The 20,422-nt window shown below is 61.6% G+C and carries 21 protein-coding genes; 9 read left to right on the forward strand and 12 right to left on the reverse strand.

The window, feature by feature from the left end:
- Nucleotides 1-6 precede the first annotated feature (6 nt).
- The 6 genes from ACLHG5_RS11325 to ACLHG5_RS11350 form a co-directional block, all read right to left on the reverse strand.
- On the reverse strand, nucleotides 7-672 hold the full coding sequence (locus tag ACLHG5_RS11325; RefSeq protein ID WP_411318891.1) for a response regulator transcription factor: 666 nt from the start codon (nucleotides 670-672) through the stop codon (nucleotides 7-9).
- Complete coding sequence (locus ACLHG5_RS11330) at nucleotides 669-2,003, reverse strand: histidine kinase (RefSeq protein ID WP_411318892.1); 1,335 nt, start codon at nucleotides 2,001-2,003, stop codon at nucleotides 669-671. Before ACLHG5_RS11330 ends, ACLHG5_RS11325 begins: the two co-directional genes overlap by 4 nt.
- Nucleotides 2,004-2,233: 230 nt before the next feature.
- Nucleotides 2,234-2,908, reverse strand: a complete 675-nt coding sequence (locus ACLHG5_RS11335) for a hypothetical protein (protein ID WP_411318893.1) — start codon at nucleotides 2,906-2,908, stop codon at nucleotides 2,234-2,236.
- 143 nt (nucleotides 2,909-3,051) lie between these two features.
- Nucleotides 3,052-3,267 (reverse strand): hypothetical protein, encoded by a 216-nt coding sequence (locus ACLHG5_RS11340; RefSeq protein ID WP_411318894.1) that lies wholly within the window; start codon nucleotides 3,265-3,267, stop codon nucleotides 3,052-3,054.
- Between the two features lie 157 nt (nucleotides 3,268-3,424).
- Nucleotides 3,425-3,697: a hypothetical protein gene (locus ACLHG5_RS11345; RefSeq protein ID WP_411318895.1), complete on the reverse strand. Its 273-nt coding sequence runs from the start codon at nucleotides 3,695-3,697 to the stop codon at nucleotides 3,425-3,427.
- A 91-nt stretch (nucleotides 3,698-3,788) separates the two neighbouring features.
- Nucleotides 3,789-4,301, reverse strand: coding sequence for a GNAT family N-acetyltransferase (locus tag ACLHG5_RS11350; protein WP_411318896.1), 513 nt, complete (start codon nucleotides 4,299-4,301; stop codon nucleotides 3,789-3,791).
- Nucleotides 4,302-4,714: 413 nt separating this feature from the next.
- On the opposite strand from ACLHG5_RS11350, the gene ACLHG5_RS11355 reads away from it, so the two are divergent.
- Together ACLHG5_RS11355 and ACLHG5_RS11360 are read left to right on the forward strand one after the other, a co-directional pair.
- On the forward strand, nucleotides 4,715-5,260 hold the full coding sequence (locus ACLHG5_RS11355; protein WP_411318897.1) for a hypothetical protein: 546 nt from the start codon (nucleotides 4,715-4,717) through the stop codon (nucleotides 5,258-5,260).
- Nucleotides 5,250-5,516: a helix-turn-helix domain-containing protein gene (locus ACLHG5_RS11360; protein ID WP_411318898.1), complete on the forward strand. Its 267-nt coding sequence runs from the start codon at nucleotides 5,250-5,252 to the stop codon at nucleotides 5,514-5,516. The genes ACLHG5_RS11355 and ACLHG5_RS11360 overlap by 11 nt, the downstream gene beginning before the upstream one ends.
- A gap of 717 nt (nucleotides 5,517-6,233) precedes the next feature.
- Here ACLHG5_RS11360 and ACLHG5_RS11365 read toward each other — a convergent pair.
- Nucleotides 6,234-7,040 (reverse strand): NAD(P)H-binding protein, encoded by an 807-nt coding sequence (locus tag ACLHG5_RS11365; protein ID WP_411318899.1) that lies wholly within the window; start codon nucleotides 7,038-7,040, stop codon nucleotides 6,234-6,236.
- Nucleotides 7,041-7,119: 79 nt separating this feature from the next.
- Between ACLHG5_RS11365 and ACLHG5_RS11370 the strand changes: the two genes are divergently transcribed.
- From ACLHG5_RS11370 to ACLHG5_RS11380, 3 genes are read left to right on the forward strand one after another with little or no spacing between them, the layout of a single operon-like run.
- Complete coding sequence (locus ACLHG5_RS11370; protein WP_411318900.1) at nucleotides 7,120-7,533, forward strand: winged helix-turn-helix transcriptional regulator; 414 nt, start codon at nucleotides 7,120-7,122, stop codon at nucleotides 7,531-7,533.
- 43 nt (nucleotides 7,534-7,576) lie between these two features.
- Nucleotides 7,577-8,035, forward strand: a complete 459-nt coding sequence (locus ACLHG5_RS11375) for a MerR family transcriptional regulator (RefSeq protein WP_411318901.1) — start codon at nucleotides 7,577-7,579, stop codon at nucleotides 8,033-8,035.
- Entirely contained in the window at nucleotides 7,953-8,417 is a 465-nt protein-coding gene (locus ACLHG5_RS11380; RefSeq protein ID WP_411318902.1) for a VOC family protein, read from the forward strand. The genes ACLHG5_RS11375 and ACLHG5_RS11380 overlap by 83 nt, the downstream gene beginning before the upstream one ends.
- Before the next feature lie 31 nt (nucleotides 8,418-8,448).
- Here the strand turns inward: ACLHG5_RS11380 and ACLHG5_RS11385 are convergent, their stop codons facing one another.
- The gene (locus ACLHG5_RS11385) at nucleotides 8,449-9,501 is read right to left on the reverse strand and encodes an SDR family oxidoreductase (protein ID WP_411318903.1); all 1,053 of its coding nucleotides are present in this window, start codon (nucleotides 9,499-9,501) and stop codon (nucleotides 8,449-8,451) included.
- Nucleotides 9,502-9,584: 83 nt separating this feature from the next.
- On the opposite strand from ACLHG5_RS11385, the gene ACLHG5_RS11390 reads away from it, so the two are divergent.
- Together ACLHG5_RS11390 and ACLHG5_RS11395 are read left to right on the forward strand one after the other, a co-directional pair.
- Complete coding sequence (locus ACLHG5_RS11390) at nucleotides 9,585-9,899, forward strand: ArsR/SmtB family transcription factor (RefSeq protein ID WP_411318904.1); 315 nt, start codon at nucleotides 9,585-9,587, stop codon at nucleotides 9,897-9,899.
- A gap of 258 nt (nucleotides 9,900-10,157) precedes the next feature.
- A complete protein-coding gene (locus ACLHG5_RS11395) occupies nucleotides 10,158-10,679 on the forward strand; it encodes a hypothetical protein (protein ID WP_411318905.1) in 522 nt (173 codons plus the stop codon).
- A gap of 432 nt (nucleotides 10,680-11,111) precedes the next feature.
- Here ACLHG5_RS11395 and ACLHG5_RS11400 read toward each other — a convergent pair whose 3' ends face one another.
- The gene (locus ACLHG5_RS11400) at nucleotides 11,112-13,151 is read right to left on the reverse strand and encodes a P-loop NTPase fold protein (protein ID WP_411318906.1); all 2,040 of its coding nucleotides are present in this window, start codon (nucleotides 13,149-13,151) and stop codon (nucleotides 11,112-11,114) included.
- Nucleotides 13,152-13,553: 402 nt separating this feature from the next.
- Entirely contained in the window at nucleotides 13,554-14,552 is a 999-nt protein-coding gene (locus tag ACLHG5_RS11405; protein WP_411318907.1) for a hypothetical protein, read from the reverse strand.
- Nucleotides 14,553-14,709: 157 nt separating this feature from the next.
- Between ACLHG5_RS11405 and ACLHG5_RS11410 the strand changes: the two genes are divergently transcribed.
- The gene (locus ACLHG5_RS11410; RefSeq protein WP_411318908.1) at nucleotides 14,710-15,549 is read left to right on the forward strand and encodes a hypothetical protein; all 840 of its coding nucleotides are present in this window, start codon (nucleotides 14,710-14,712) and stop codon (nucleotides 15,547-15,549) included.
- A 206-nt stretch (nucleotides 15,550-15,755) separates the two neighbouring features.
- Nucleotides 15,756-16,265 (forward strand): hypothetical protein, encoded by a 510-nt coding sequence (locus ACLHG5_RS11415; protein WP_411318909.1) that lies wholly within the window; start codon nucleotides 15,756-15,758, stop codon nucleotides 16,263-16,265.
- Between the two features lie 925 nt (nucleotides 16,266-17,190).
- Here ACLHG5_RS11415 and ACLHG5_RS11420 read toward each other — a convergent pair.
- Together ACLHG5_RS11420 and ACLHG5_RS11425 are read right to left on the reverse strand one after the other, a co-directional pair.
- Nucleotides 17,191-19,206 (reverse strand): serine/threonine protein kinase, encoded by a 2,016-nt coding sequence (locus tag ACLHG5_RS11420; RefSeq protein WP_411318910.1) that lies wholly within the window; start codon nucleotides 19,204-19,206, stop codon nucleotides 17,191-17,193.
- A 103-nt stretch (nucleotides 19,207-19,309) separates the two neighbouring features.
- On the reverse strand, nucleotides 19,310-20,194 hold the full coding sequence (locus tag ACLHG5_RS11425) for a hypothetical protein (RefSeq protein ID WP_411318911.1): 885 nt from the start codon (nucleotides 20,192-20,194) through the stop codon (nucleotides 19,310-19,312).
- Between the last annotated feature and the right edge of the window lie 228 nt (nucleotides 20,195-20,422).

Consider the following 20,422-nt stretch of genomic DNA (forward strand, 5'->3'; position numbering starts at 1 on the left):
GCTACCTCAAGCGTTGAGGTAGTGCAGCACCGCGAGAATGCGACGGTTGCCGTCCCCCGAGTGCAGGCCCAGCTTCATGAAGATGCTGCTGACATGCTTCTCCACTGTCGGCGCACTCAGATGGAGCGCCGCCTCGATCTGTGAGTTGGTGCGCCCGGCCGCCACGAAGCGGAGAACCTCGGATTCACGGTCGGTGAGCCCAGACAAAGGGACGGCTCGCTTCGGAAGGGCGAGAAGGTGAGCGACCACTTTTGGATCGATTGTGGTGCCCCCCGCTCCCACTGTCTCCACCGCTTCTAGAAAGTCGCCAATGCGACCAATTCGTTCTTTGAGCAAATAACCGGTTCCGCCGTTAGATTCGGGGGCGGAGCCCAGTAGCTCTTTCGCGTACTCGTTACCTAGGTACTGGGAAACCACAAGAATCCCAATCTGTGGATAGCCGCTGCGAATGGCGATCGCGGCGCGTAACCCGTCGTCGGTGTGGCCGGGCGGCATCCTCACATCCACTATGAGCAACTCCGGGCGGGTCTCGGGTGCCGGGTGATTCTCGAACCGGAACCGGAGCTCTGTGGCATCCGAAACTGTCCACAAGACGTCGTGTCCGGCATCCTGAAGGATCGACCGAATGCCTTCCCGAAGGAGGGTGACGTCTTCAGCTACCCCGATCCTCACGCGGTGTCGATCGCAAGGGCGCTCGTGGGCATCACGATGTGCAGCGCCGTCGGACCGCCGTCGGGGCTGGAAAGGGTGCACCTGCCGTGAAGCAAGGAGACCCGGTGCTGGATGCCGATGAGACCGGTGCCGATATGTGGATCGGCACCTCCCCGGCCATCATCTGTGAGCGAGTACTGCAAGCCCGTCTCATCACTTTCTATCTGGATAGTCACAATGGCGGCCTCAGCATGCTTGATCGCATTGGCGACGAATTCAGTTGCAACCGAGTACAGCGAGGCTTCGATCGGGAACGCAAGACGTCGCCGCAGATTACTGGTGACCGTGATGTTGATGGCGGAGCTGGTAGCCAGCGATTGCAAGGCGCCACCGAGTCCTTGCTCGACGAGAACACGCGGACGTAACCCGGAAACCGCGGCACGCAGGGCATCAAACGACTGGTCTATTTCGTCCTGTGCCAAGTCAAGCTTCTTCAGAGGTATCCGCAGGTCGACCCCGCGCGACGACTGTGCCTCCTCCAGCTCTGCGCGTCCCAGTCCGATCAGCATCGCGGCGCCAGCGAGATGTTGCTGCGGCCCGTCATGAAGGTCTCGCTCAATACGATGCCGTTCCGCCTCGAACGCATCAATCAAAGACACCTGAGCATCAGCAAGCATCCCAACCTGTCGTTCTAAGGGTTCCGTGTCATTGCCCAGTAGAAGGGTTATTGCAACGGCCTGAACGCCGGAGATCAGGACACACAAGTATCCGAACACAAGGAGGAGCAGCATGGCTAGAACCACCAGCAGAACCAGGGATAACGGCGTTTCTGCCCGCCAATCACCCACCTGAAAGGCGTTACCCAAGGCGCTCAGCACAGGGGCTGCAAACGAGGCGCTAATGAACGATGTCCCCACCAATAGGACTAGCGAATTGAGAGCGGCGAAGAGGAAATGAACAAGCGTGGCGCCTATCTCGCGCCACGTTCGCAACTCGCGGAGTTGTGAGAGCAATCCCGTCCAGGACCACACCACCGCCTCATTCCGCGGCTCTGAGATTATGGGTAGTCCCACGATGGTGACGCGGCGGCGTTCGATCGCAGACAGCGTCCTCGCCCAAGCAGGCAGTAGCGGAAATATGATGACCACGAAGATCGTGGGGAACGCCAAAATCACGCCTGAGGCGAGGTAGAGGATTGCCGCCCATGGGCTCGATGTGAAGAGCAGTCGCCACGGACGCACCCGAAGCGCTTCCAGAGCTGGATAGGTTCTCACCCGGCTAATACTCGCAGCCGGAGACCGCTCGAAATCGATCAGTTCTGGGCACGCCGCGTTCGTTGAGGGTTTTGACACCTTCTTCCTCAGCGTCGGTGCAGGGCAAAGCTTGTTGCAGATAGGGCACCCCTGCGCGCAATTTCACCGGGCGGGGTAAACGGGCATCCAGTAATGACGGGGGCTGGCGTCTCGGAGGTTACGCACCACTGCCCGATGGCCGACCGGCCACCGGGCCTCACTTCGATGATCAGGAACCCAGACCCTTTTCGCACTGGTCATCAATACCTTCTGCGGGAGGCGGGATGGAGCTAGCTGTAGGCGTGGAAGTGAATTCGTTGAGGCCGGAGCGGCAGCTTTTGCCCTGAAGTGGGCCCGGCGAAGTAGTCACCGTGTTCGTCGAGCAGGGTGACGCCGCGCCAGGTGCGTCTGATGCTGCCGCCGTAGAGCACTATTTGCTCGATCAGGTCCTGTGCTGCTGCCTCGCCGTCGTCGTTGAGGTCGCCGCCGAACGTCCACCATTCAAGCCGATCACCTTCAACCACGACGTTGCCGTCATGGCGCAAACGAGCGCAGAACGGCAGAGCCGAACCCCGATTGGGCTTGACCCGAACCTCCAGATCGAACTCAGCGACGGGAGCGTGGACGGTCACCTGGCCGCGAGTACCGACAAGCGATTCGATCCAGCCTGGTAGGCCGACTGGAGCGGACTTGTCGAGAGCGATCCTCCGCTGCCGTCGTTCGAGCAGACTTAGCGCCCGTTCGATGCCGAGTTCGTCCCAATCGAGCTCGAGTCGCCGGCCGCCAGCGAAGTCGACAACGATCCATTGTTCGCCGATGATCGAGAGGCCGGGGACCTCCAGAAGCGGCAGGCGAGATGCGTCGGGATCGAGCAAGGTCACCGAGACCTGGTGCGTCCCGAACACACGTCGAGCGGCGTCGGTCAGCCGCAGGAATGCGGCTTCGTGACGCGGCGGAATTGGCACAACCTCAGTATGGCGATCTAACGATCGAGAGAACGGAGGGGCAGTCTCACGCCACCCGCACGAAGTTTTATTACTTCATGCCGGCGACGAATCCCAGAACGGGATCCCCCATCGCGCCGTCGCTCGATGCGGAGGGCACTGATTCAGCGGGCTACGTCGATGGCGTCGAAACTGAATTGACGAACCTCGCCGCTTTGCAGAAGCAAGGTGTAAACAACGAGGTCGGCCTTCCCCTCTAAATCGAAAAGGCGATACTCGCGCCAGGTAAATAACCCGTTCCCGGTCGGCTTGATGATTCGGCCTACCTCGCCATCGCGAGTACGGACGGTCTCGCCGAGCCGTAAAGTGCGTGATTCCATAGACGCGAGCCTACGGAAACAGACGGAATGCGTTGCACGCCCGGCAGACGATCCAGTAAGGCAACCGCGGTAGCGCTGAAACACAGGGCGGCGCAGGGTCCGGTAGAGCATCCCTGCCCAGATGCTGGCGTAGGTGCGGCGAGGCCGGTGAGCTGGTTCACCTGATGTTGTCGATCACATGCATGTCGTCAACGATCACAAGAGCCACCGAGCCTGCGACGATCAAAATCGTGGCCACGATCGCCGCTGTTTTGGTTCGGGGGGACTCAGACGTGTCGCGCTTACGCAGTCCGAAACCAACGACAGCGGTGAGACACAACAGCAGAACCCACAGCGGTGCTGTGCCTGAACCGGCACGCAGTGAGAGAACACAGCCCACGGCGCAAAATGCCGCGAGGCCGATCAAGATGATTCTCCATCGCATGGTCACGTGCGATGGTCGCACAACACAACCGGCGTTCCCAGCGATCTGCACTCGGAACTCATATCGCTTGAATGACTACGCTCCGTGGGCCGATCGGTCACCGGACGGTGTCGAGGGTCATGCTGAACACGAAGCGAAGGGCGATGTTGCCACCGAGGTCGTCGTCGATCCGGTGCATTCCGATCTTCTCGGCCACGCGTTGGGATGCCCGGTTTTCGGGATGGGTGATCGCCGCCAATTCCGCAGCATCGGTGTGGTCGCGCGCGAAGTCGCGACAGGCTGCCGCTGCCTCTGTCGCGAGCCCTCGGCCTTGGAATGCAACCCGCACGTGGTAGCCAACCTCGAGTAGAGGAATGCCGTTCACGTCCTGCGACGTGAGGCCGCAGTCTCCGACGAACTCGCCATCGAGCGTCTCGATGATCCAGAGCCCGTATCCGTGAGCGGCGTAGTTGTCCTCGTTCCAGGTGATCCATGCTGTCGCGTCGGCCCGGCTCTTGGGGGCCGGGTAGAAATGCATGACGTCTGGATCACTGAGGAGGTCCGCGATGTCGTCGAGGTCGGGCGGGGTCATCGGCCGGAATCGCAATCGTGCGGTGGAATCGGGAAGCATTCGAGCACGCTACCGGGCATCTGGCTAACTCGTGATTGTCAGGGGCGCACGCTGTGCTGCTGCCCGTTCGATCACCGATCCTCTTACGCGCGGCTTAAGTGGCTGCAAAAACACCGCCCCTTATCGCTGCGAATCACAGGCGATGAATTCCGACCGCTTCTTCGGCAATTCGTTTTGGTCAGCACGCATCCGATGACGGGTCTACCTGTCGACGGCATGAATGGTGGACATAGTGGCGGAGTCCTGCCTATATTGATATTCAATACTATTGAATATCGATAAGGAGCCTGATGAGACTGCGAAGAGTAGGTGCACTGACTGTTCCCGCTCCCCCTGTCAGGGGCCTGTACCGAGCTATGGTTCCGATACTGATCGTCGTCGCGACGCTGGGTGCTCTTGCTGTGACAGTGAGGATGGTCACGATCCTCACCGGCCGAACTCTTTTGACGTTCGGGGGAGCTGACGGGCGTTTGCCGCTTGAGCACCTTCCCCAGCTTCTGCAGGCTGATCTGCGCCAAGGATCTAGTGGAACCCTCGCGGACGCAGACCTGCTTTTACGGATTCTCTCCGCCACACCCGCACTCATCGAAACGATGATTATCGTCGCAGCGACCGTGTTCCTGTTACGGGCACTCCGCCGCATTGCTTCCTCGGAACCTTTTCACCCGATGGTGTTGCGGCATTGGAAACTTCTCGCCAGCATCCTGATCGGTGGGGGAATTCTGCAGGGGCTAGCCGATACGGCTGCCGGAGCCTATCTCTTCACCCACATCAGCGTCACGGCGCAGTTTGACCCCGCGCAGAGGAACGAGTTCCTCGGCGGCGACTACGTCGCTATCGGAACCAACCTTCCTCAGTGGCCCGTTACGACCATCGTTGCTGGCTTCGTCGCCCTAGCCCTTATGACCGCGTTCCGCTCCGGAGCGAAACTTGAACGAGACGTCGACGGTGTCGTCTAACGTCGACGATGGCGATGGCGGCTCGGGTTCAGGGCACCGCATCATCTGCCATCTCGACCGTGTGCTCGCGGAACGTGGAATGACCCTCACCGAGCTATCCGCCCGGACCGGGATCACCATGGCAAACCTCTCTATTTTGAAGAACAACCACGCCAAAGCCATACGCTTCACAACTTGGACCCTGATTTGCGAAGCCCTCGACACGACGCCCTCAGAGCTCTTCAGTCTCAACCTGGTGCAAGAACCTGGTGAATGAGTAAGAGCCTCTGCCTCGGTGCGGTAGGCGATCCTCTATTGAACGGACGGGCGCAGAGCACTCGCAAGGCGATCGTCATCCCTGGTTTGCACGGGTACCGGCGTGGCGGTAGGTAGTTCGCGCATGGGACTGCCTGCAGTCGGGTCCGAAATTGTGTCGTGAGTAGGGTTGGCCGATGACGACCCGCCGAACCCTCAAGATCACGGGTTGGACTATGGCTTGGGCCAGTGCCGTTTTCAGCATCGCGTGGATCGGTTTCCAGCAGGTCATAGCTTCCTATACGGGCGTGCAGTATCGATGTCTCGTAGAAGGCCCCTTCCGGGAGTCAGCTCCCTACGCGCTCGTTTCCGAAGCAGTTCAAGTCCGCGGGTACTTTTCTTGGTGGCCCCTGGGGCGAGCGTGCGACTGGGAGCGGGCAGACGGGAACGGATTCGTGACCGCGCTCCCTGACTGGAGCGGAACGATTCCCCTTTACATCGGCATTTCGATCTTCGTTGCCGGGTTGCTTCTCGTAGCCATCACGCGCCAGGTGAAGGCTCGCACCGCTACCTCGCGCGAGGCGAGGATCCCGGGCTGACCTCCGATCTGCCTCATCGCAAGCATTGGGCCTGAGGCGGCAACGGTCAGCATCACTACAACTAGTCGCGTGTGATGCACCGCGTGTTCGATGATGGCGCGCCCGCTGCACGATCGCCCACGGGCGCTTCGGTGCCACCGCTAGGTGAGCCGCCTGGATGATGCGACCGCTGCTGCCACGCTTACAGCGTCGGCGGGGGTGCGCCCGAGCAGCCTCGTGAGCTCGTCACCCGTTTGGGCTAGGAATCCGTGGCGAACGGCGGTATAGATCGACATCAGCATCGCCGGCTGAAATGGTTTCAATCCGGACTGGTCGAGCGCTGCCCGACGTGCCGCGAGGGATGTTCCATCGAGCGAGACATTTAGGTGATGTGCGATGTCTGCAGCAGTGATCGGCGGTCCAACCAGTTCGTAGGTGCGGTGAACATGGTCGGAGGGGGTCATCGCGACGACCGCGGCCGCGTCGGCGAGGTCCTCACGCGTTACCGCCGCCAGCGCACCTTCGCCGAAGGCTGAGGTAAGTCGCGCGCCGTTCCAGGTCAGGAGGGATCCGAAGAGATCGGCATAGAGGCCGTTGCGGAGGATCGTCCACGTTGCGGTCCCGCGCTCGAGGCGCCGCTCGGTCCAGCGATGCGCGGCCGCGAAGGCAAGGTGGTCCCCGGCGGTAGTGACGCTCGTATAGACGATGTGTTTGACGCCATCGCGCTCTGCGGCGGTAACCGCTGCTTCGTGCCGGGCGATGACGATGTCGTCCTCCGCCTCTCCTGCGGAGATGAGAACGACCGTGTCGACGCCGTCGAACGAGATCGTCGATGGGTCGTCGAAGTCGATTCTCCTCATATCGGGCAGCGCCTGGCGGCTGCTGCCGATCGCGTCGACTCCTCGTCTGCGGAGGGCAGTCAGGATCGCGGAGCCGAGTTGGCCAGTTGCGCCGGTAACGAGGATCAAAGCCCCACCTTTCGTGGTTCTGTTCAGTAACTACACTGATCGTGCTGCGTCCCGTCAGCGCCCACAAGGAGGCACCTTCGTGTCACTCACGCACACCGAAGTAACCGCAGGCCTCGCACCCTGCGGGCTGGATGAACACCCGGACTGTGGGATTAGGGATGTCCTCGACCGCGTCGGCGACAAGTGGTCGGTGCTCGTAGTCGTCGAGCTCGCGTCCGGCGAGCGTCGGTTCCGTGAACTGCAGCGCGCAATCGACGGGATCTCCCAGCGCATGCTGACCCTGACCCTCCGGCGGCTCGAACGCGACGGGCTAGTCGACCGCACGGTCTTTCCGACCGTGCCGGCGCAGGTCTCCTACGCGCTCACCCCGTCGGGCAGCAGCCTGACCCACCTTGTCAAAGCCCTTGCTGACTGGTCACTTGAGCAGCGTTCTGCTGTTGCTGAGGCACGTCATCGTTACGACGAGGAAAACCCCGGCAACGAGATCCGCTGAGGCGGACCTCAGGTCGATCGCGCTGATGAAGGAGGATCGCCCCATGCGCATCGGTGAGCTCGCGAGCAGGACAGGCGTGAGCGTGAGGGCCCTCCGCTACTACGAGGAGCAAGCGCTGCTCGCGCCGCAACGGACTGCGGCAGGGCAGCGGCTCTACGGTCCTGAGGATGAGGGCATCGTTGCGATCATCCGTGACCTTCTTGGCGCAGGATTCTGCAGCTCGGTCATCGCCGCCCTGCTTCCTGCTCTTCGTGAGCCGGAGGCGTCGGCCGACGAATTGCGGGATGTCGTCGAGGCTGCCGAACATCGGCTCACCAGCGAGAAGCGCGCGATCGAGCAAGAACTCGAGGCCCTCGCCGCGCTTCGCCACCGATGGGGTCTTGCGTCTCACGTGCACGTCAGGGAAGAGACTGACGCTCATGACGAACCCCACCACCCCGAAACAGCTTCGGCTGATCATCGAGACCGAAGACTTCGACGCAGCACTCCGCTTCTACCGTGACACACTCGGAATGCGCGAGCAGGCCGCCTTCGCCACGGACGGCGACGACCGCGTCGCCATCCTGCACGCAGGAATAGCGACGATCGAGCTTGCGACCCCGACCCACACCAGGAATATCGATCAGGTCGAAGGCGTCCCTCCAACCCTGCCAGCATCCCTTCGGATCGCACTGGAAGTCGACGACACCACCGCAGCCGTGACCAATGCCGAGAGCGCTGGCGCCGAAGTCCTCGCGCCGCCGACTCAAACACCCTTCCGGTCGTTGAACGCCCGCGTGCAAGGTCCCGCCGGGTGGCAGGTCACGTTCTTCCAGGAACTCGAGACCGTGGAGGAACGCCAAACCAGGGTGGGCTTCATGACGGACGTGGACCGTGACCGGTAGCGGACCCGTTGAACGAAAACGGGGTGAGCGACTACGGGATGATGCGTGCGGTTCGGAGCTGGTCGAAGATTCGCAGGAACATGGCCTCAGTTTCGACGTACTCGTGGAAACCTGCTCGGCGGGATTTCGAGGTATCCGCAATGACGTCGTAGTCCCAGCTGAATACGAAGTCCCCGAACGCCCATGAGGAGACGTCGGAGTATGGAGTGGGGGTGAGCCCGTGCCGGTGGACCATCTCGACCCAGACTGCGGACTTGTCGGCCATTACGTCGGCGAGGCGCATCGGGAGAGGCGGAGCGACCTCGAGGTCGAAGTACGCGGCAATCTTCGGCCACATCGAGGACCAGCGGAAGATGTCCCCGTTGGTGATGTTGAACGCCTGATTCTCGGCGCACGGGGTCGTCGCCGCGAACACGGCCGCCTTCGCGAGCAAGCCCGCGTCAGTCATCTCGATCAGGCTCGTATAGGCACCGGGGGAGCCGGGAAAACGTAGCGGAATGCCGAGCTCACGGCTGATGGACGCGTACGCGGCGATGACGATCGCGAGGTTCATGGGATTGCCGAGGCCGACTCCGGCGACGACCGAGGGGCGCAGCGCCGACCATGTCCAGGACGCTCCGGCCTGGCGCTTCTCGAGGAACTGCTGCTGGTCGACGTTGAACTCCGGTGGCATGTGTGGCGGGTCGTCTTCCCGGGCGGGCGTGGAGAACGGACCGAGGTGCGCTCCATAGACCTTGTATCCCTGCATGAGGTTCACGTGCTCGAGTCCAGGGGCGACGGGCTCGACGGCATCGATGACGTTGGTCAACATCCGCAGGTTCGGCTCAACGAGCTCCGACCATGACGGCCGGTCCTGGTAGGCCGCGTAAAACACGTGGGTCACTGCGTCGAGATCCGCGAATGCGCGATGCGTCTGCTCAGCGTCGAGGAGGTCGACGGCAGTGTGCCGGACAGCCCCGGAACTCTCTCCGCCTCGGCGGGACACGCCGATCACATCCCAGCCCCCTATCGCCTCGAGGTGGGTGACGAGGTTTCCCCCGATCACCCCTCGGGCTCCGATGACCAATGCGGTCTTCTCATTCATATGCGTCCCATCGTCAAATCGTGATCTACCGATGCATTTCTATCGCATATCGGTAAATCGCGATACTGCGATATGCTGAATGCATGGAGACCACAACGGGACTCGACCTCGCCGCGGCGTTCAAAGCACTGGGACATCCGACGCGCCTCGCGATCCTTGGCTGGCTGAAGGACCCGGAGTCCTTTCCCTCCCAGGACAGGCCAGCGGCCGAGGTAGGCGTCTGCTTGAAGCACATTCAGGCACGGGCCGATGTTTCGCAATCCACAGCGTCACAGTTCATGGCGGTTCTTCAGCGCGCAGGGCTGGTCGCGTGCACCCGGGTTGGGCAGTTCTCGCACTATCAGCGCGACGAGGAGAACATCGCCGCGCTCAGCCGGGCATTGGCGATCGACGTCTGAATCGTGAGGCGCCCGGACATCGGCCGCCGCTGTCGGTCGCCTGCAACGATCCACCTGCTGTGCATCGTGGCAGTGACGAACTCCCAGGCGACGCAGGTCCATCGTGCGGAGCGTCACCGACGCCGAATCCATCCAACGTGGGACACCCCGGTCAAAATTGACCGAGGCCGGCGGCTTTCGCACCTGGTAGGGAACCAGCGTTGCGACTGTCCGGTTACTAAGGCAGGGCTAGATTTTCCAGGACAGTAGTCTTCGCTCGTGGACTTCTGGCAATCGTTCTGGGCAACGATGTGGGGTGCGCTTGCTGGTGGCGCGTTCAGTGCGTTCGTAGCGTGGCTATTTGCGCTGCAGCTGAAGGGCCGCGACGAAGAGAAGCAAAAGTCCGAGCAAAGCGCAACGATGCGAAGGGAATGGGGCGAGATCTCTTACCTCTTCCGCGAGCATGCCCAGGCATTGCGGGCGATGAGACCTGTTGGTCCACTCGGTGTCTTCCGCCGCCGACGCCTCCGACGCGCGAAGGCAACTCTCCGCGCTTTGAATCGTCGTCTTGTGGAAGCCGCATCGGTCGCGCGCGGGCCGGATTCAGCGCTGGTCGATGCGCTGGGAAAGGCTGCCAATGCCCACGTAGTTGTCGGCCGGGTGCAGTTCGAGGCCCTCGAGGTTGCCGAGATTCGACTGCTATCGCTCGCGGTCACGCCCGTGGAACAGCTGCCGGACTACCGCGCCGAGACGATCGAACTCCTCGACAAGACGATGGCTGGCCTGCGGGTGACGACGTAGTCGCAGGCTGATATCCGGTTCAGCGGTGACGAGGACTGGCTGGGCGGGTGGGGGCGAAGGAGGACGGTTCGTTGCGCGAGGCGACTGACGAGCCGGAAGACTTTCAGCGAAAGCAGCTGCCTGCCGCGTGAGAAGACGATCGCGATCCCGACTCTGTCCTACTGTTCCCTAGCAAGGCCTTCTGTAGCGGCATCGCGGCGTTCAGAGAGACCCGAAGCGGATGCGCATATCGCCGTCGTCTTATGTCGGTCTTTGATTGCTGAGTCGGAGGTCATTCGCGCGGCCCGCCATGCAGATGAAGCATTGAGATCAAGTCGGCCGAGGATGAAATCTCGCCGCAAACATGTTTGACGCTGATTGCAATCAAGGCTCAACGGCGGGCGTGGTCTGCGCGCGGGAGGGGGACGGGGGAAGCGTCGGAGTCTGGGTCGGTCAGATCAAGTCAGTCTGATGGAGAGCGCGAATGGCGAACTCGTGCTTCTGTTGCTCGGTGAGGCTCCGCGAAGCCAGGTCGGTCACCTCCTCCACTGGCGAATCACTTGGCATCGGCACCCCCTCGGCGACCGGTGCGGGAACTTCCTCACCGATCGCGTACCTGAACTCCTGCTCACGGAACACGGCATCGTAGTGAACGCCGCGACCCACCCACTCGTTATAGGACACGTAGGCGCTCGCGATTTGCACCAACGACAAGCTGCTGGAAAGTCGCTCGGCCAGGAAACCCCGCCCTGAGGGGCGGTCAGTCCAAATAGACAGGACTGTCATGGAAAGTAGCTCCGGTCGAGCTAAAACAGAGCCGAGCTCCTCGTCTCTGATTGCATCCAGCCACTGATCAACTACCGGTGCGTACAGAACCTTCATCTTGTCTTCCTCGTGACCGCGAGCTCGCCTAGCTGAGAAAGCACTATCCGCGAGTCGGGAGTAGCCGAACGTCTCAATGAGGTTGGCGTGAGGCATGAGCTTGCTCTCGAGGGAGGTGAACAGTTCCCGCGTCAGCCACTGGGATGCCGACGAAAGCCGAGCGGGATGAACCTTCGATTGCGCCTCGAGTTCGGAGTTGATGTCGCTCAGAAACCGCAGGAGCGAGACCGACGTCTGGAATTCTTGGCGCCGCGCGGACAGCCCAACGTCAAGCGCAAGCACTGATCTCTCTTCATCGTCTCCGAGGATGATTTCCCGAAGCGCCGACACGTCCGCTGCAGCCTCTTCGTCAGCCGCGAGCTGATTGACCGTTCTCTCGATAGCTAGCTCGCTCACGTCGTCGTCAGCGATTGCAATCTGAAAGTAGCGATCAAAGTACCGGCGGTCTTGCGCTCGCCACCGTCTACCGGCTAGCAGGTCCTCAAGACCGCCGCGCTCGAACACGAAGCCCACTAGTTCCCGAACCGGATGTGGGTTTCCGCTGCGGACATGGCGGACAATCTCGTCCACGCGGGCCTGCTTGTCCTCTCTCGTATCCCTTTCCCTCCATGCCGTCATGTGCTCGGGATTCGAGCGAATGTAGTCCCAGACGTCATGGTGGGTGATGCGCAGCCAGGTCAGACAAACGAAGTCGAGCGGGTCGACTTCAGCGGCGTCGATGAGTCTGCCGAGACTCTGTAACTGCTCCTGAAGCCTTCGGGCGGATCGCGGTGTCTCTAGGGCCATTGCAAGCAGCCGAATGAAGGTTTCGCGTACTTCGAGGAAGGCTGTGCCGAAGGCCGCGCCCGGGCTGACTGTATCCAATATCTGGCGCGACCAGCGTCGACGGACGACTGCCGGTGGAGCGGGTACCTCGAATGGGTATTGGACGATCTTCTCCATGAAATCAGAACTTTGACCTGCAGCTCCGACGAACTCCAGTGAGCGCTCGATGGTCGCCTGGTCATACGCCAGGAGGTAATGCACGTTCTCAAAGCGGCCCAAAAGTCGCACCACACGGAGGAGCGATCTGAGTTCTTCACCGTCCAGCCGATCGACATCGTCGACAATCACAAGCACGCGCTTGTGTTGATCGGCGATCTCAGCGCTCAGTGACGTGAACTCCGCATGCCAAGGAGGATTCTTCGCCAAGGCGTCTACCGCGTCCTTTGCCAGGGACGCGGCTACGTCGCCCATCACCGGGATCAGCTTCAGCGTCGGTGCGCCGAAGCGGGCGTAAGACAGGAGCCTTTTTCTGAGACGACTTTTCGGGGGAAAGGCCTGCGCCAGCGCGGATACGAACTCGGCGGTGATGGACTCAACGTCTGACGCGGACCATGGAGTGAACCAAGCGACTTCCCAGTCGTCGAGATCGGCGACCACATGCTTCAGCAACGTAGTTTTGCCGCTACCCCAAGGTCCCACTAGGCCAAATACGGTCGATCCTTGCCCGTCGACGCATTCGTCAATCCGAGCCGCGACCGCTTGCACAAACTCTCGTCGGCCAGCGATATCCGTTTCTTGGAGTGCATCGTCACTCCATGGTCCAGGCAAGCTCTCTTCTCGAGTCACCGGTTGAGTCAATCACTTTGCTGTACGACGATGAAGCTCTGAGTTTCCATGCCGAGAAAGCGTTCTCGAATCGCGAGGTGACCATTGCGCCCCACAACTCATCGGCGCCAAGGTTGCGGCCTCGAGAAAGCGCAATCTGTAGGCCATCTGCTGATGCTGACGTGAGGTTTGAAGAACAGTCCTACCTCGTCTGTAGACACGTCAGCTTCCTAGCGCGGCGGTGGCGACGCCCCTTTGCCGCAGTTCTCAATTCATCTGCGAGCCGTGGGGGAGTCGGGTAGCTCCGCTCTGCATACGTTCGGGCACCCGCGCCGACTGGGTTGCCTTCCGAACGAGATGGACTTACGCGAAGAAGAACGCGGCCGTCTGATATCTCCGCGTCGGGGGCCGTGTGTCGCGTTGCTACTGACCGGGGCGGCGGCTGAACTCAATCTCGATGAACCTTACAAAGCTGGTCAGGTGGGCGATCGCGAGAACTGCATTCAAGCGCGAATATTGTCGCCCCAACCCGACCCCGTGCACCGTCGCATGCCTATTGAAGGTGGAAGGGACGCTGTCTCCCGGCACATACCTGCGGTGCACGGCCTGTAACTGAGCAAGCATGAAGAATCTTCGCAATGATTGGCTTTCCGGGTCGCCGACGCTCTTCGACGAGATCCACTCTCGGTAGTACTTCGCTGGGAAGGTCTGACTGATCGCGGTGTCAAGAGCGTTGCCGGCGAACGCCTGCGCGAGATCGGTGTGCCCCGAGCGGATACCAATGATTGCTTTCTTCGTTTGGCCGACAATCGCCGCCGTCCTGGTGGTCGTTGCCTCATCGAGAAGTGCGTCACAGTCGTTGAGGATTCCGCGCCAGCGCTGGCCGTAGATAGAGCGCCGCGCAGCTGCGGATTGGGCTGCCGCCAACAAGTCCAACGTTTCCGCTCGAGGGACGTGAGCGACGGGAAGTCCTTCGTCCATCCACAACCGCAGCAACTCGAACTCCGGGGCAGAGCTGGAAGAAGCGATGTTCGCCGGGAGCGCAGATCTTCGGAGGTCGTGGTCCGGCAGCGCCCCCAGTATCGACTGGAGGTAGAGCGGAATCGACGGGAGAACGATCTGACCGATCGATGCGCGAATACTGCTCAATATGGGTTCGAGAAGTGGACTTACGACGGCTTCCATCCTGGCGCGCACGCCGTCATGGACCTCGGTGAGACCGGCGATTCGAAAGAAATCAGCTGAAAAGGCTGGCGGCAGCGTAGATGACCAAGGCAATTCGATCTTCGGCGCGAACGATGAAAAATCGAGGCCAAGATTCAAGTCGGGCCAGACCCAATCACCGAGCGGATGAGTCGCCTTCGCAAAGTCCGGCCAAGTGACGGCGTATCCGTCACCCGTGGCACCTTCACCGTCAGTCATATCGCAAATCGTAGTAAGCCTCCTCAACTGCGAATGCGAACGGCCCACGCGCGGGGCGGAGGGGTGCCATTGCTGTCTCGGCCACACTGGCGGGAGGTGTCCGCGCATGTACACAGTGGGAAGCGACTCTCGCTCCTGATGTGAACAAGGAGCAACCATGACCGACACCACCACCCGGCCCGCGACAGACGTCGATGTAGTTCGCTTCATCGGGAAGGCCTGCGCGGCAGCGGCCCCCAAGGTCGCCTACACAGCGGCTGACCTGAAGTGGGCGACCACCCGGCTGGTCGATTACGCCCAGCCGAAAGTCCCTGTACTCACGTTGAAGGTCGTGTTTCACCCGAGGACGATTGACACGTTCATCACCACTGCCTTGCCCGGCATGGCACCCACGTCCTGCGGCAACATGCGTTCCATCCTTCTGCGAATGTCCGAAGTGCTCCTCGGGGAGCGTGCCCCCCGCGTTCACCTCACCCCGATGTCGGCGTCAGACCCAAGCGTCCCGTACGCGGCGGACGAGATGAAAGCCTTCCGCGCATGGGCGTCTTGTGCTCAGGCCGTCCGCCGCATCAACGCCGGGGTGCTCATTGCGCTGGGCTTCGGAGCTGGGCTCTCGGGCGGTGAGATTGCGGACCTTCGCGTCGGTGACGTCACTGCCGACGGTGGGGTGGTCACTGTGTCGGTCCATGGGTCGCGTGCCCGCAGGGTGGTAGTCGACGCTGCTTGGTCGCGCCTGCTCGCGAAGGGCATCACCGACCGGGACCCTGCGGCGTATCTGTTCTGCGCGGACCGAGAGGGGGCCAGCAAGAACCTGGTGAACAACTTCATCGCGCGCACCCGCAGCAGCATCCCCGGCCCGAACAGCCAGCGAATGCGTGCCACTTGGATTGTCGGTCACCTGAACAACGCGACCATGCCTGCTGTCCTCCTTGACCAGGCGGGCGTGCGGAACCTCTCTGCGCTGGGGCGGTTCATGCCATTCGCGAATGCCGCCTGATTCGTGCTTCGCGTCGGGTCCGCGCCGATACCCACTAATCGGTTACGAACCACTGAGCTTGGGCAGAGCAGGCAGGCCTACACGCCGGTCCGGCGTCTTCATCGTGGGCGCTGACGGAGACGTCGCGCATGCCTCGGCGGAACCCAGGTAGCTGTCGCAGCCGGTGCTTCCCGCTCAAATAGCTTCGGGCATGACACGCTGGCGGCATGGGCGACCCTGCTACTGAGAATGTGGACGGCGCAGTCGGTGCGTTCGCGCTCGGAGTGCGTGCACTCGAACTCGCGTCGCAACGAGTGAGGGTCGCGTGCGAGGGTGACGACATCGATACGGCAGCAATCGAGGTTCACTTCGGGTTGCATGCCGTTTACGACCTGCATGAAGCACTATTCACATCCCGGGGAATCGAATCGACGGCAGGTCAGGATGAGGTGTACGGAGCAAGCCGCGGTGAAGCGGCTGGAGCGCTGGTTTTTGCGCGCGGCGGTCGAACACATGAATTGGTCACGTTCGCGACGAGAGGTGGTTTCGGCGACCTGCCCTATGGCATGGGCCCCTACGGTGGCGGCTGGCTGTGGGCCGACTACTCATCCACTCAGAGGGCTTTCCGGCAGCGATCGGAGTGGTATCGAGATCGCGTTAGATACCGCTACTTGTGGGATCCCCTCGACGAAGCGTGGGCATGGTTCCGTCAGCACGCTCCCTCTTCGAGTGACTGAGGCGGTCGGCGCCCAACCGCGTGTCCCTGGCGGGCAGAGGTGTCGGCAACCCTTGCTTGCGCGACGGGTGTTTCGCCCATTGTCGGTCAATCAATCGCAGGACCAGGGTGTTTGGCCCCTACGGTCAGGAGCCCGGTCTAGGGTGATTTCACCGCACAAGCGCAGTCCAATGTGACCGGATTGCGTAGGGCTCGGGAGAGGAGATTGGGCGGCGTGATCGACATGTTCAGAGTGGCAGAACGTCCCAACTTCTCTGTGGAGTCAGCAATGGCACCCCCCGTCGAGGCTTGGCTATCGTCGATGGGAGCCACCTGTATCGGACGCGAGGTAGAAGTTGGATTCGGCGTACCGGACCTCGTGGCGGGTCTAGGGGATAGGCGCGCTCTCCGAAATCGCAGGCGGCAGGCGCCGCCTATAGCGACCGCGCTCCAGCTGGCGTTGCTCGATTTCTGCAGGACCGCGAAGACGCGTCTTCAACTCCGACAGTGGGCACCGGGAACCTATTACGAGCTCGACCGTCGCGCTATTCAGCCACTTGTCGCCACCGAGCTGCTTTCCGTCGAGAACGGACAGTTCCGCAGCAGGGCAAATCCGAAAGATCCATTCCAACGACTGATCGCCGTCGAACTGAAACTCGCAGATCTCACGCGCGGCATCGCCCAAGCCCATGCGAACCGAAGTTTCGCCGACGCCTCATATCTTGCTCTTCCGGCGCACCGCGTCTCGCTCGAAACCATGAACCGAGCGCGTTCTGTTGGAGTCGGCCTACTAGCAGTCCACACGCTCATGGCAGAGGAAGTAGTTGAACCGCCTGCAGTTTCCCTAGCTTCTCGTGGGCGCCGCCGGATGGCCTCTGAACATACTCTCGCCGCAGCTCTCGAGGGCGGCGCGCGTCAAGCAGGTGCTCCACCTACTAACAGGACGGCTAACTGAGCACAGCTGCCCACGCGTTCAGGAAACCTGCGCCTTCGCTTGGTAGCCGAGGTTGCGGGAAGCGGGCGTAAACAGATTGGGCCTCGTCCACCCAAGACCGCATTCGTGCCACCCGTTGGCCAGCCGGGAGAGCAGCTAGGGCGTCCACTTGTAACTTCTGCGCTGTCAGGTTGTGACGGAGAAGCAGGATGCGTTCTGCGGTACTCAGGCTCTCGAGGTCGGGATTGCTTTCAAGCAGGCGCTGGGATTGATCCGTCGTCAAGCGCAGAAGCTCGGGATGCTGCCTGGACCAAAGGATGAAGGTGTCCACGGCCAATAGATTCAGCAGCTGCGGGACATAGACGCGGTCGACGGACTTTCCTCCGCCGGACTTCGCCTCTGGATGAGCCGCGGAATTCATCAGATTCGCTGTCACCCCGCTGGCCCATGAATCAGCGCCCAGGGCCAGCAGCAGCAAGCCACTACTTGCTCGCTTACCCACGATCACCGGAACTCCAGCTTCGCGCATCACCCCGATCACGTCTCGGAGCCCCACGAGCAAATCACGGTCGGCTATCGGCCCGAAGGCGGGTTGCGTCGTTGCAACAAGCAGGTACAACCCATCCATCGGCTGACCAGTCAATGCCGTGAGAAGGAGGTCCCGCGAGTCTGTGTCCGCAATCCAGGACTGGTGAACTGCGACCGCGGTCCAAATCGGCAAGCGTGGATCCGCTGCGTCCATCAACTCCGTGTACACGCTCGCGCACGCCAGACTTTCGCTGACCCAGTTCGACTCGCCTTCCGCAGAGTAGAAGTAAGGCGCGATCAAGACGTCCGGAGAATATGACAGCTGGTGATCAAACACCGTTCTGCACCATGCGACTCGATCCTCGTAGCTGTTGAATCCAGCGTTCAGTCTGGGACCCTCGCCCCAGGGCAGCGACTTGATCTGTGCTGGGCGAAACTCGAGCGCGCTCCGAAGGAAGTGGGTCGCAGGATCCAGCACGGCATGTCCGCCAGCGTCGTGCATTGCTGACGTGAACTCCGCGATCCGCTCCCCGGCTTGAATGTCGACGATCGCGTTGCGCGGACCAAGGGTGCTGAGGAATCCATCTTCAGCCCAGTTCTTGATCTGAGCGATGTGAACTGAAAAGTGCGGATGCCGATCCTCCGTACCTCGCTCCCCTTCAAGGGCAGCAAGCGCTCGATCGATATCCGAAAGCAAGTCCTCAGCTCGAAGGTAACGTCGATGAGGCAGCTTTTGAAGCATGCGATCGACGATGTCCGCAGCCACACTCGGCACGTCGGGGTCGACGGCTCGTACTGGTGGTTGCGCGTGGAGGGCCGGCATCATCCAACGGTCCATGACGTTCGGCGCCCAGAACGGCTTATTCGCCGTGAGGAGCCGATACGCCAACGCGCCGAGGACAAACTGATCGCTTCGCCAATCGCCATGGGACGTAGCGTTGACTTGCTCGGGGCTCATCCAGCCTGGCGTCCCCGGAGTTGGGAGCAAAGTGATTGTTTCGTCGTCAACGTGCCTTGCGAGCCCTAGGTCTACGATAACGGGCGCTCCGTCGGGGGTCATCAAGACATTGCGCGGCGAGAGATCCCGGTGGGCGGTCCGCTGCAGCCAGATCGCCGAAGCCGCAGCAACAAGGCCTCTCATCAGCTGAAGCGATTCGAGTGGCGTGTAGACCACTCCGCCGTCAAGGTCGTCAGCGAGTGCGCGCCCTTCAATGAATTCCATCTTGATCCAGCTGTAATTGACTCCCGCCGACGAGAAGGTGCCGAAGCCCAGGAACCGCACGACTCCGGGATGTTCCACCCGCTGGAGTGCCGCCAGTTCTCGCTCGAGCCGTTCAGACTCCAACGTCCCCGGATCCAGAAGCTTCAACGCGAACGTCTCGCCGTCATTCACAACCTTGAACGTGCATGCGAATCCGCCTGTGCCCAGATGGACGATCTCCGCCGCACCCGGCCACATCTCGCTGGCGACCATCTCAAGCGTTCCGCGATCCGCTGGCATTCTGTCCCCTCCAGGCTCTAACGCGGAATGTACCTCACTAAAAGACCACACGGGGTCAGGCCGGCCTGTGGAGAAGCGATCACGCGACCTGCCCACTAGTCGGCTACCGGTACTCCGCGGGCTCTCCCTCGATGAGCGCAAAGATCCTGGATGCCCGCCGGTTGGTGTGGGCTTTGATTTCGTCGATCGCTGCGTTGAGCTTCGTGGACTGCTTCTGAAGCTCAAGAATCCTGTTGCGCTCCCATTTCGTTGCGGAACCGTCGGCCGTTTCGTTGGTGACGCTAGCTACTCTCGCGACCAGTTCGTTCAGCTCCCGCTCGGAAGATCTCAGTCGTTCCTGCAAGTCTTCGAGCTTGTATCGATGGACTACACGAAGCGTCGTGTGCTTCAGCATCGTGATGTCGAGCCAGATCACCGGAATGGCGACGAGCGACAACCACCAGAGGCCCCCGCCCTCCAGGCCGAGCGCTAGAGAGATCGGAACTAATGCCAGCGCCAGCGTCACGCGGAATGACATCTCGGCCGCTTTCCGCTCCCGCTCCTGCACGCGTTCCAGAAGGTGAGCACCCCATTCGGGAGATGGAACCGTGTGTGTTGCATCGAACGGTGACGGTTGCCCACCGGACGCACCTTTGTTGGTGGTGACGCGGTATTCTCCGTACTGTCGCGCCGCCCTTCTGGCCTGGTCAATCATTTCTTCCCAATTTGGGTGCCCGCCTCGGGCCGCAATGTATCGGACCAGCCGCGCAACTCCGCCGTGCCAGAGCACCGATCCGAGCATCGCGGCAACGAAGGTGTATAGGCCAACCTCCGCCGTGCCACCCAGTGAGTCAAGCGCTGTGAGTACGCGCCGCCCGAGCGCGTCTTTGCGAGCCGCGGCGGCCAGGACTTCACCGAACAAAAGCCAGACCGACAACAAGGCGGAATACCCGACGGTCAGCGGAAATCGCAATTCCCGAGCTGATGCCAGCAAGCCTGTAAGCACCATCTACTCCTACTCTCCTGTAATTCGCATGATCGATCATGCCGGGCCTGCTGAGATGAGACGCTATGGCAGCTTTGGGCCGGAGCCGGAGCCGGAGCCGGAGCCGGAGCCGGAGCCGGAGCCGGAGCCGGAGCCGGAGCCGGAGCCGGAGCCGGAGCCGGAGCCGGAGCCGGAGCCGGAGGCTGCGCTGAACGCGCGGAGTGGCGTCGGCTCAGTGCCGGCAGCAAAAAT

The organism is Marisediminicola sp. LYQ85 (assembly GCF_046600695.1).
Classification (GTDB): Bacteria; Actinomycetota; Actinomycetes; order Actinomycetales; family Microbacteriaceae; genus Marisediminicola.

Coding starts and splice junctions, on each gene's coding strand:
- ACLHG5_RS11340 (WP_411318894.1), bottom strand. CDS start 3,267: ATGGAATCACGCACTTTACGGCTCGGCGAGACCGTCCGTACTCGCGAT.
- ACLHG5_RS11350 (WP_411318896.1), bottom strand. CDS start 4,301: ATGCTTCCCGATTCCACCGCACGATTGCGATTCCGGCCGATGACCCCG.
- ACLHG5_RS11355 (WP_411318897.1), top strand. CDS start 4,715: ATGGTCACGATCCTCACCGGCCGAACTCTTTTGACGTTCGGGGGAGCT.
- ACLHG5_RS11375 (WP_411318901.1), top strand. CDS start 7,577: ATGCGCATCGGTGAGCTCGCGAGCAGGACAGGCGTGAGCGTGAGGGCC.
- ACLHG5_RS11380 (WP_411318902.1), top strand. CDS start 7,953: ATGACGAACCCCACCACCCCGAAACAGCTTCGGCTGATCATCGAGACC.
- ACLHG5_RS11385 (WP_411318903.1), bottom strand. CDS start 9,501: ATGAATGAGAAGACCGCATTGGTCATCGGAGCCCGAGGGGTGATCGGG.
- ACLHG5_RS11390 (WP_411318904.1), top strand. CDS start 9,585: ATGGAGACCACAACGGGACTCGACCTCGCCGCGGCGTTCAAAGCACTG.
- ACLHG5_RS11405 (WP_411318907.1), bottom strand. CDS start 14,552: ATGACTGACGGTGAAGGTGCCACGGGTGACGGATACGCCGTCACTTGG.
- ACLHG5_RS11410 (WP_411318908.1), top strand. CDS start 14,710: ATGACCGACACCACCACCCGGCCCGCGACAGACGTCGATGTAGTTCGC.
- ACLHG5_RS11415 (WP_411318909.1), top strand. CDS start 15,756: ATGGGCGACCCTGCTACTGAGAATGTGGACGGCGCAGTCGGTGCGTTC.
- ACLHG5_RS11420 (WP_411318910.1), bottom strand. CDS start 19,206: ATGCCAGCGGATCGCGGAACGCTTGAGATGGTCGCCAGCGAGATGTGG.
- ACLHG5_RS11425 (WP_411318911.1), bottom strand. CDS start 20,194: ATGGTGCTTACAGGCTTGCTGGCATCAGCTCGGGAATTGCGATTTCCG.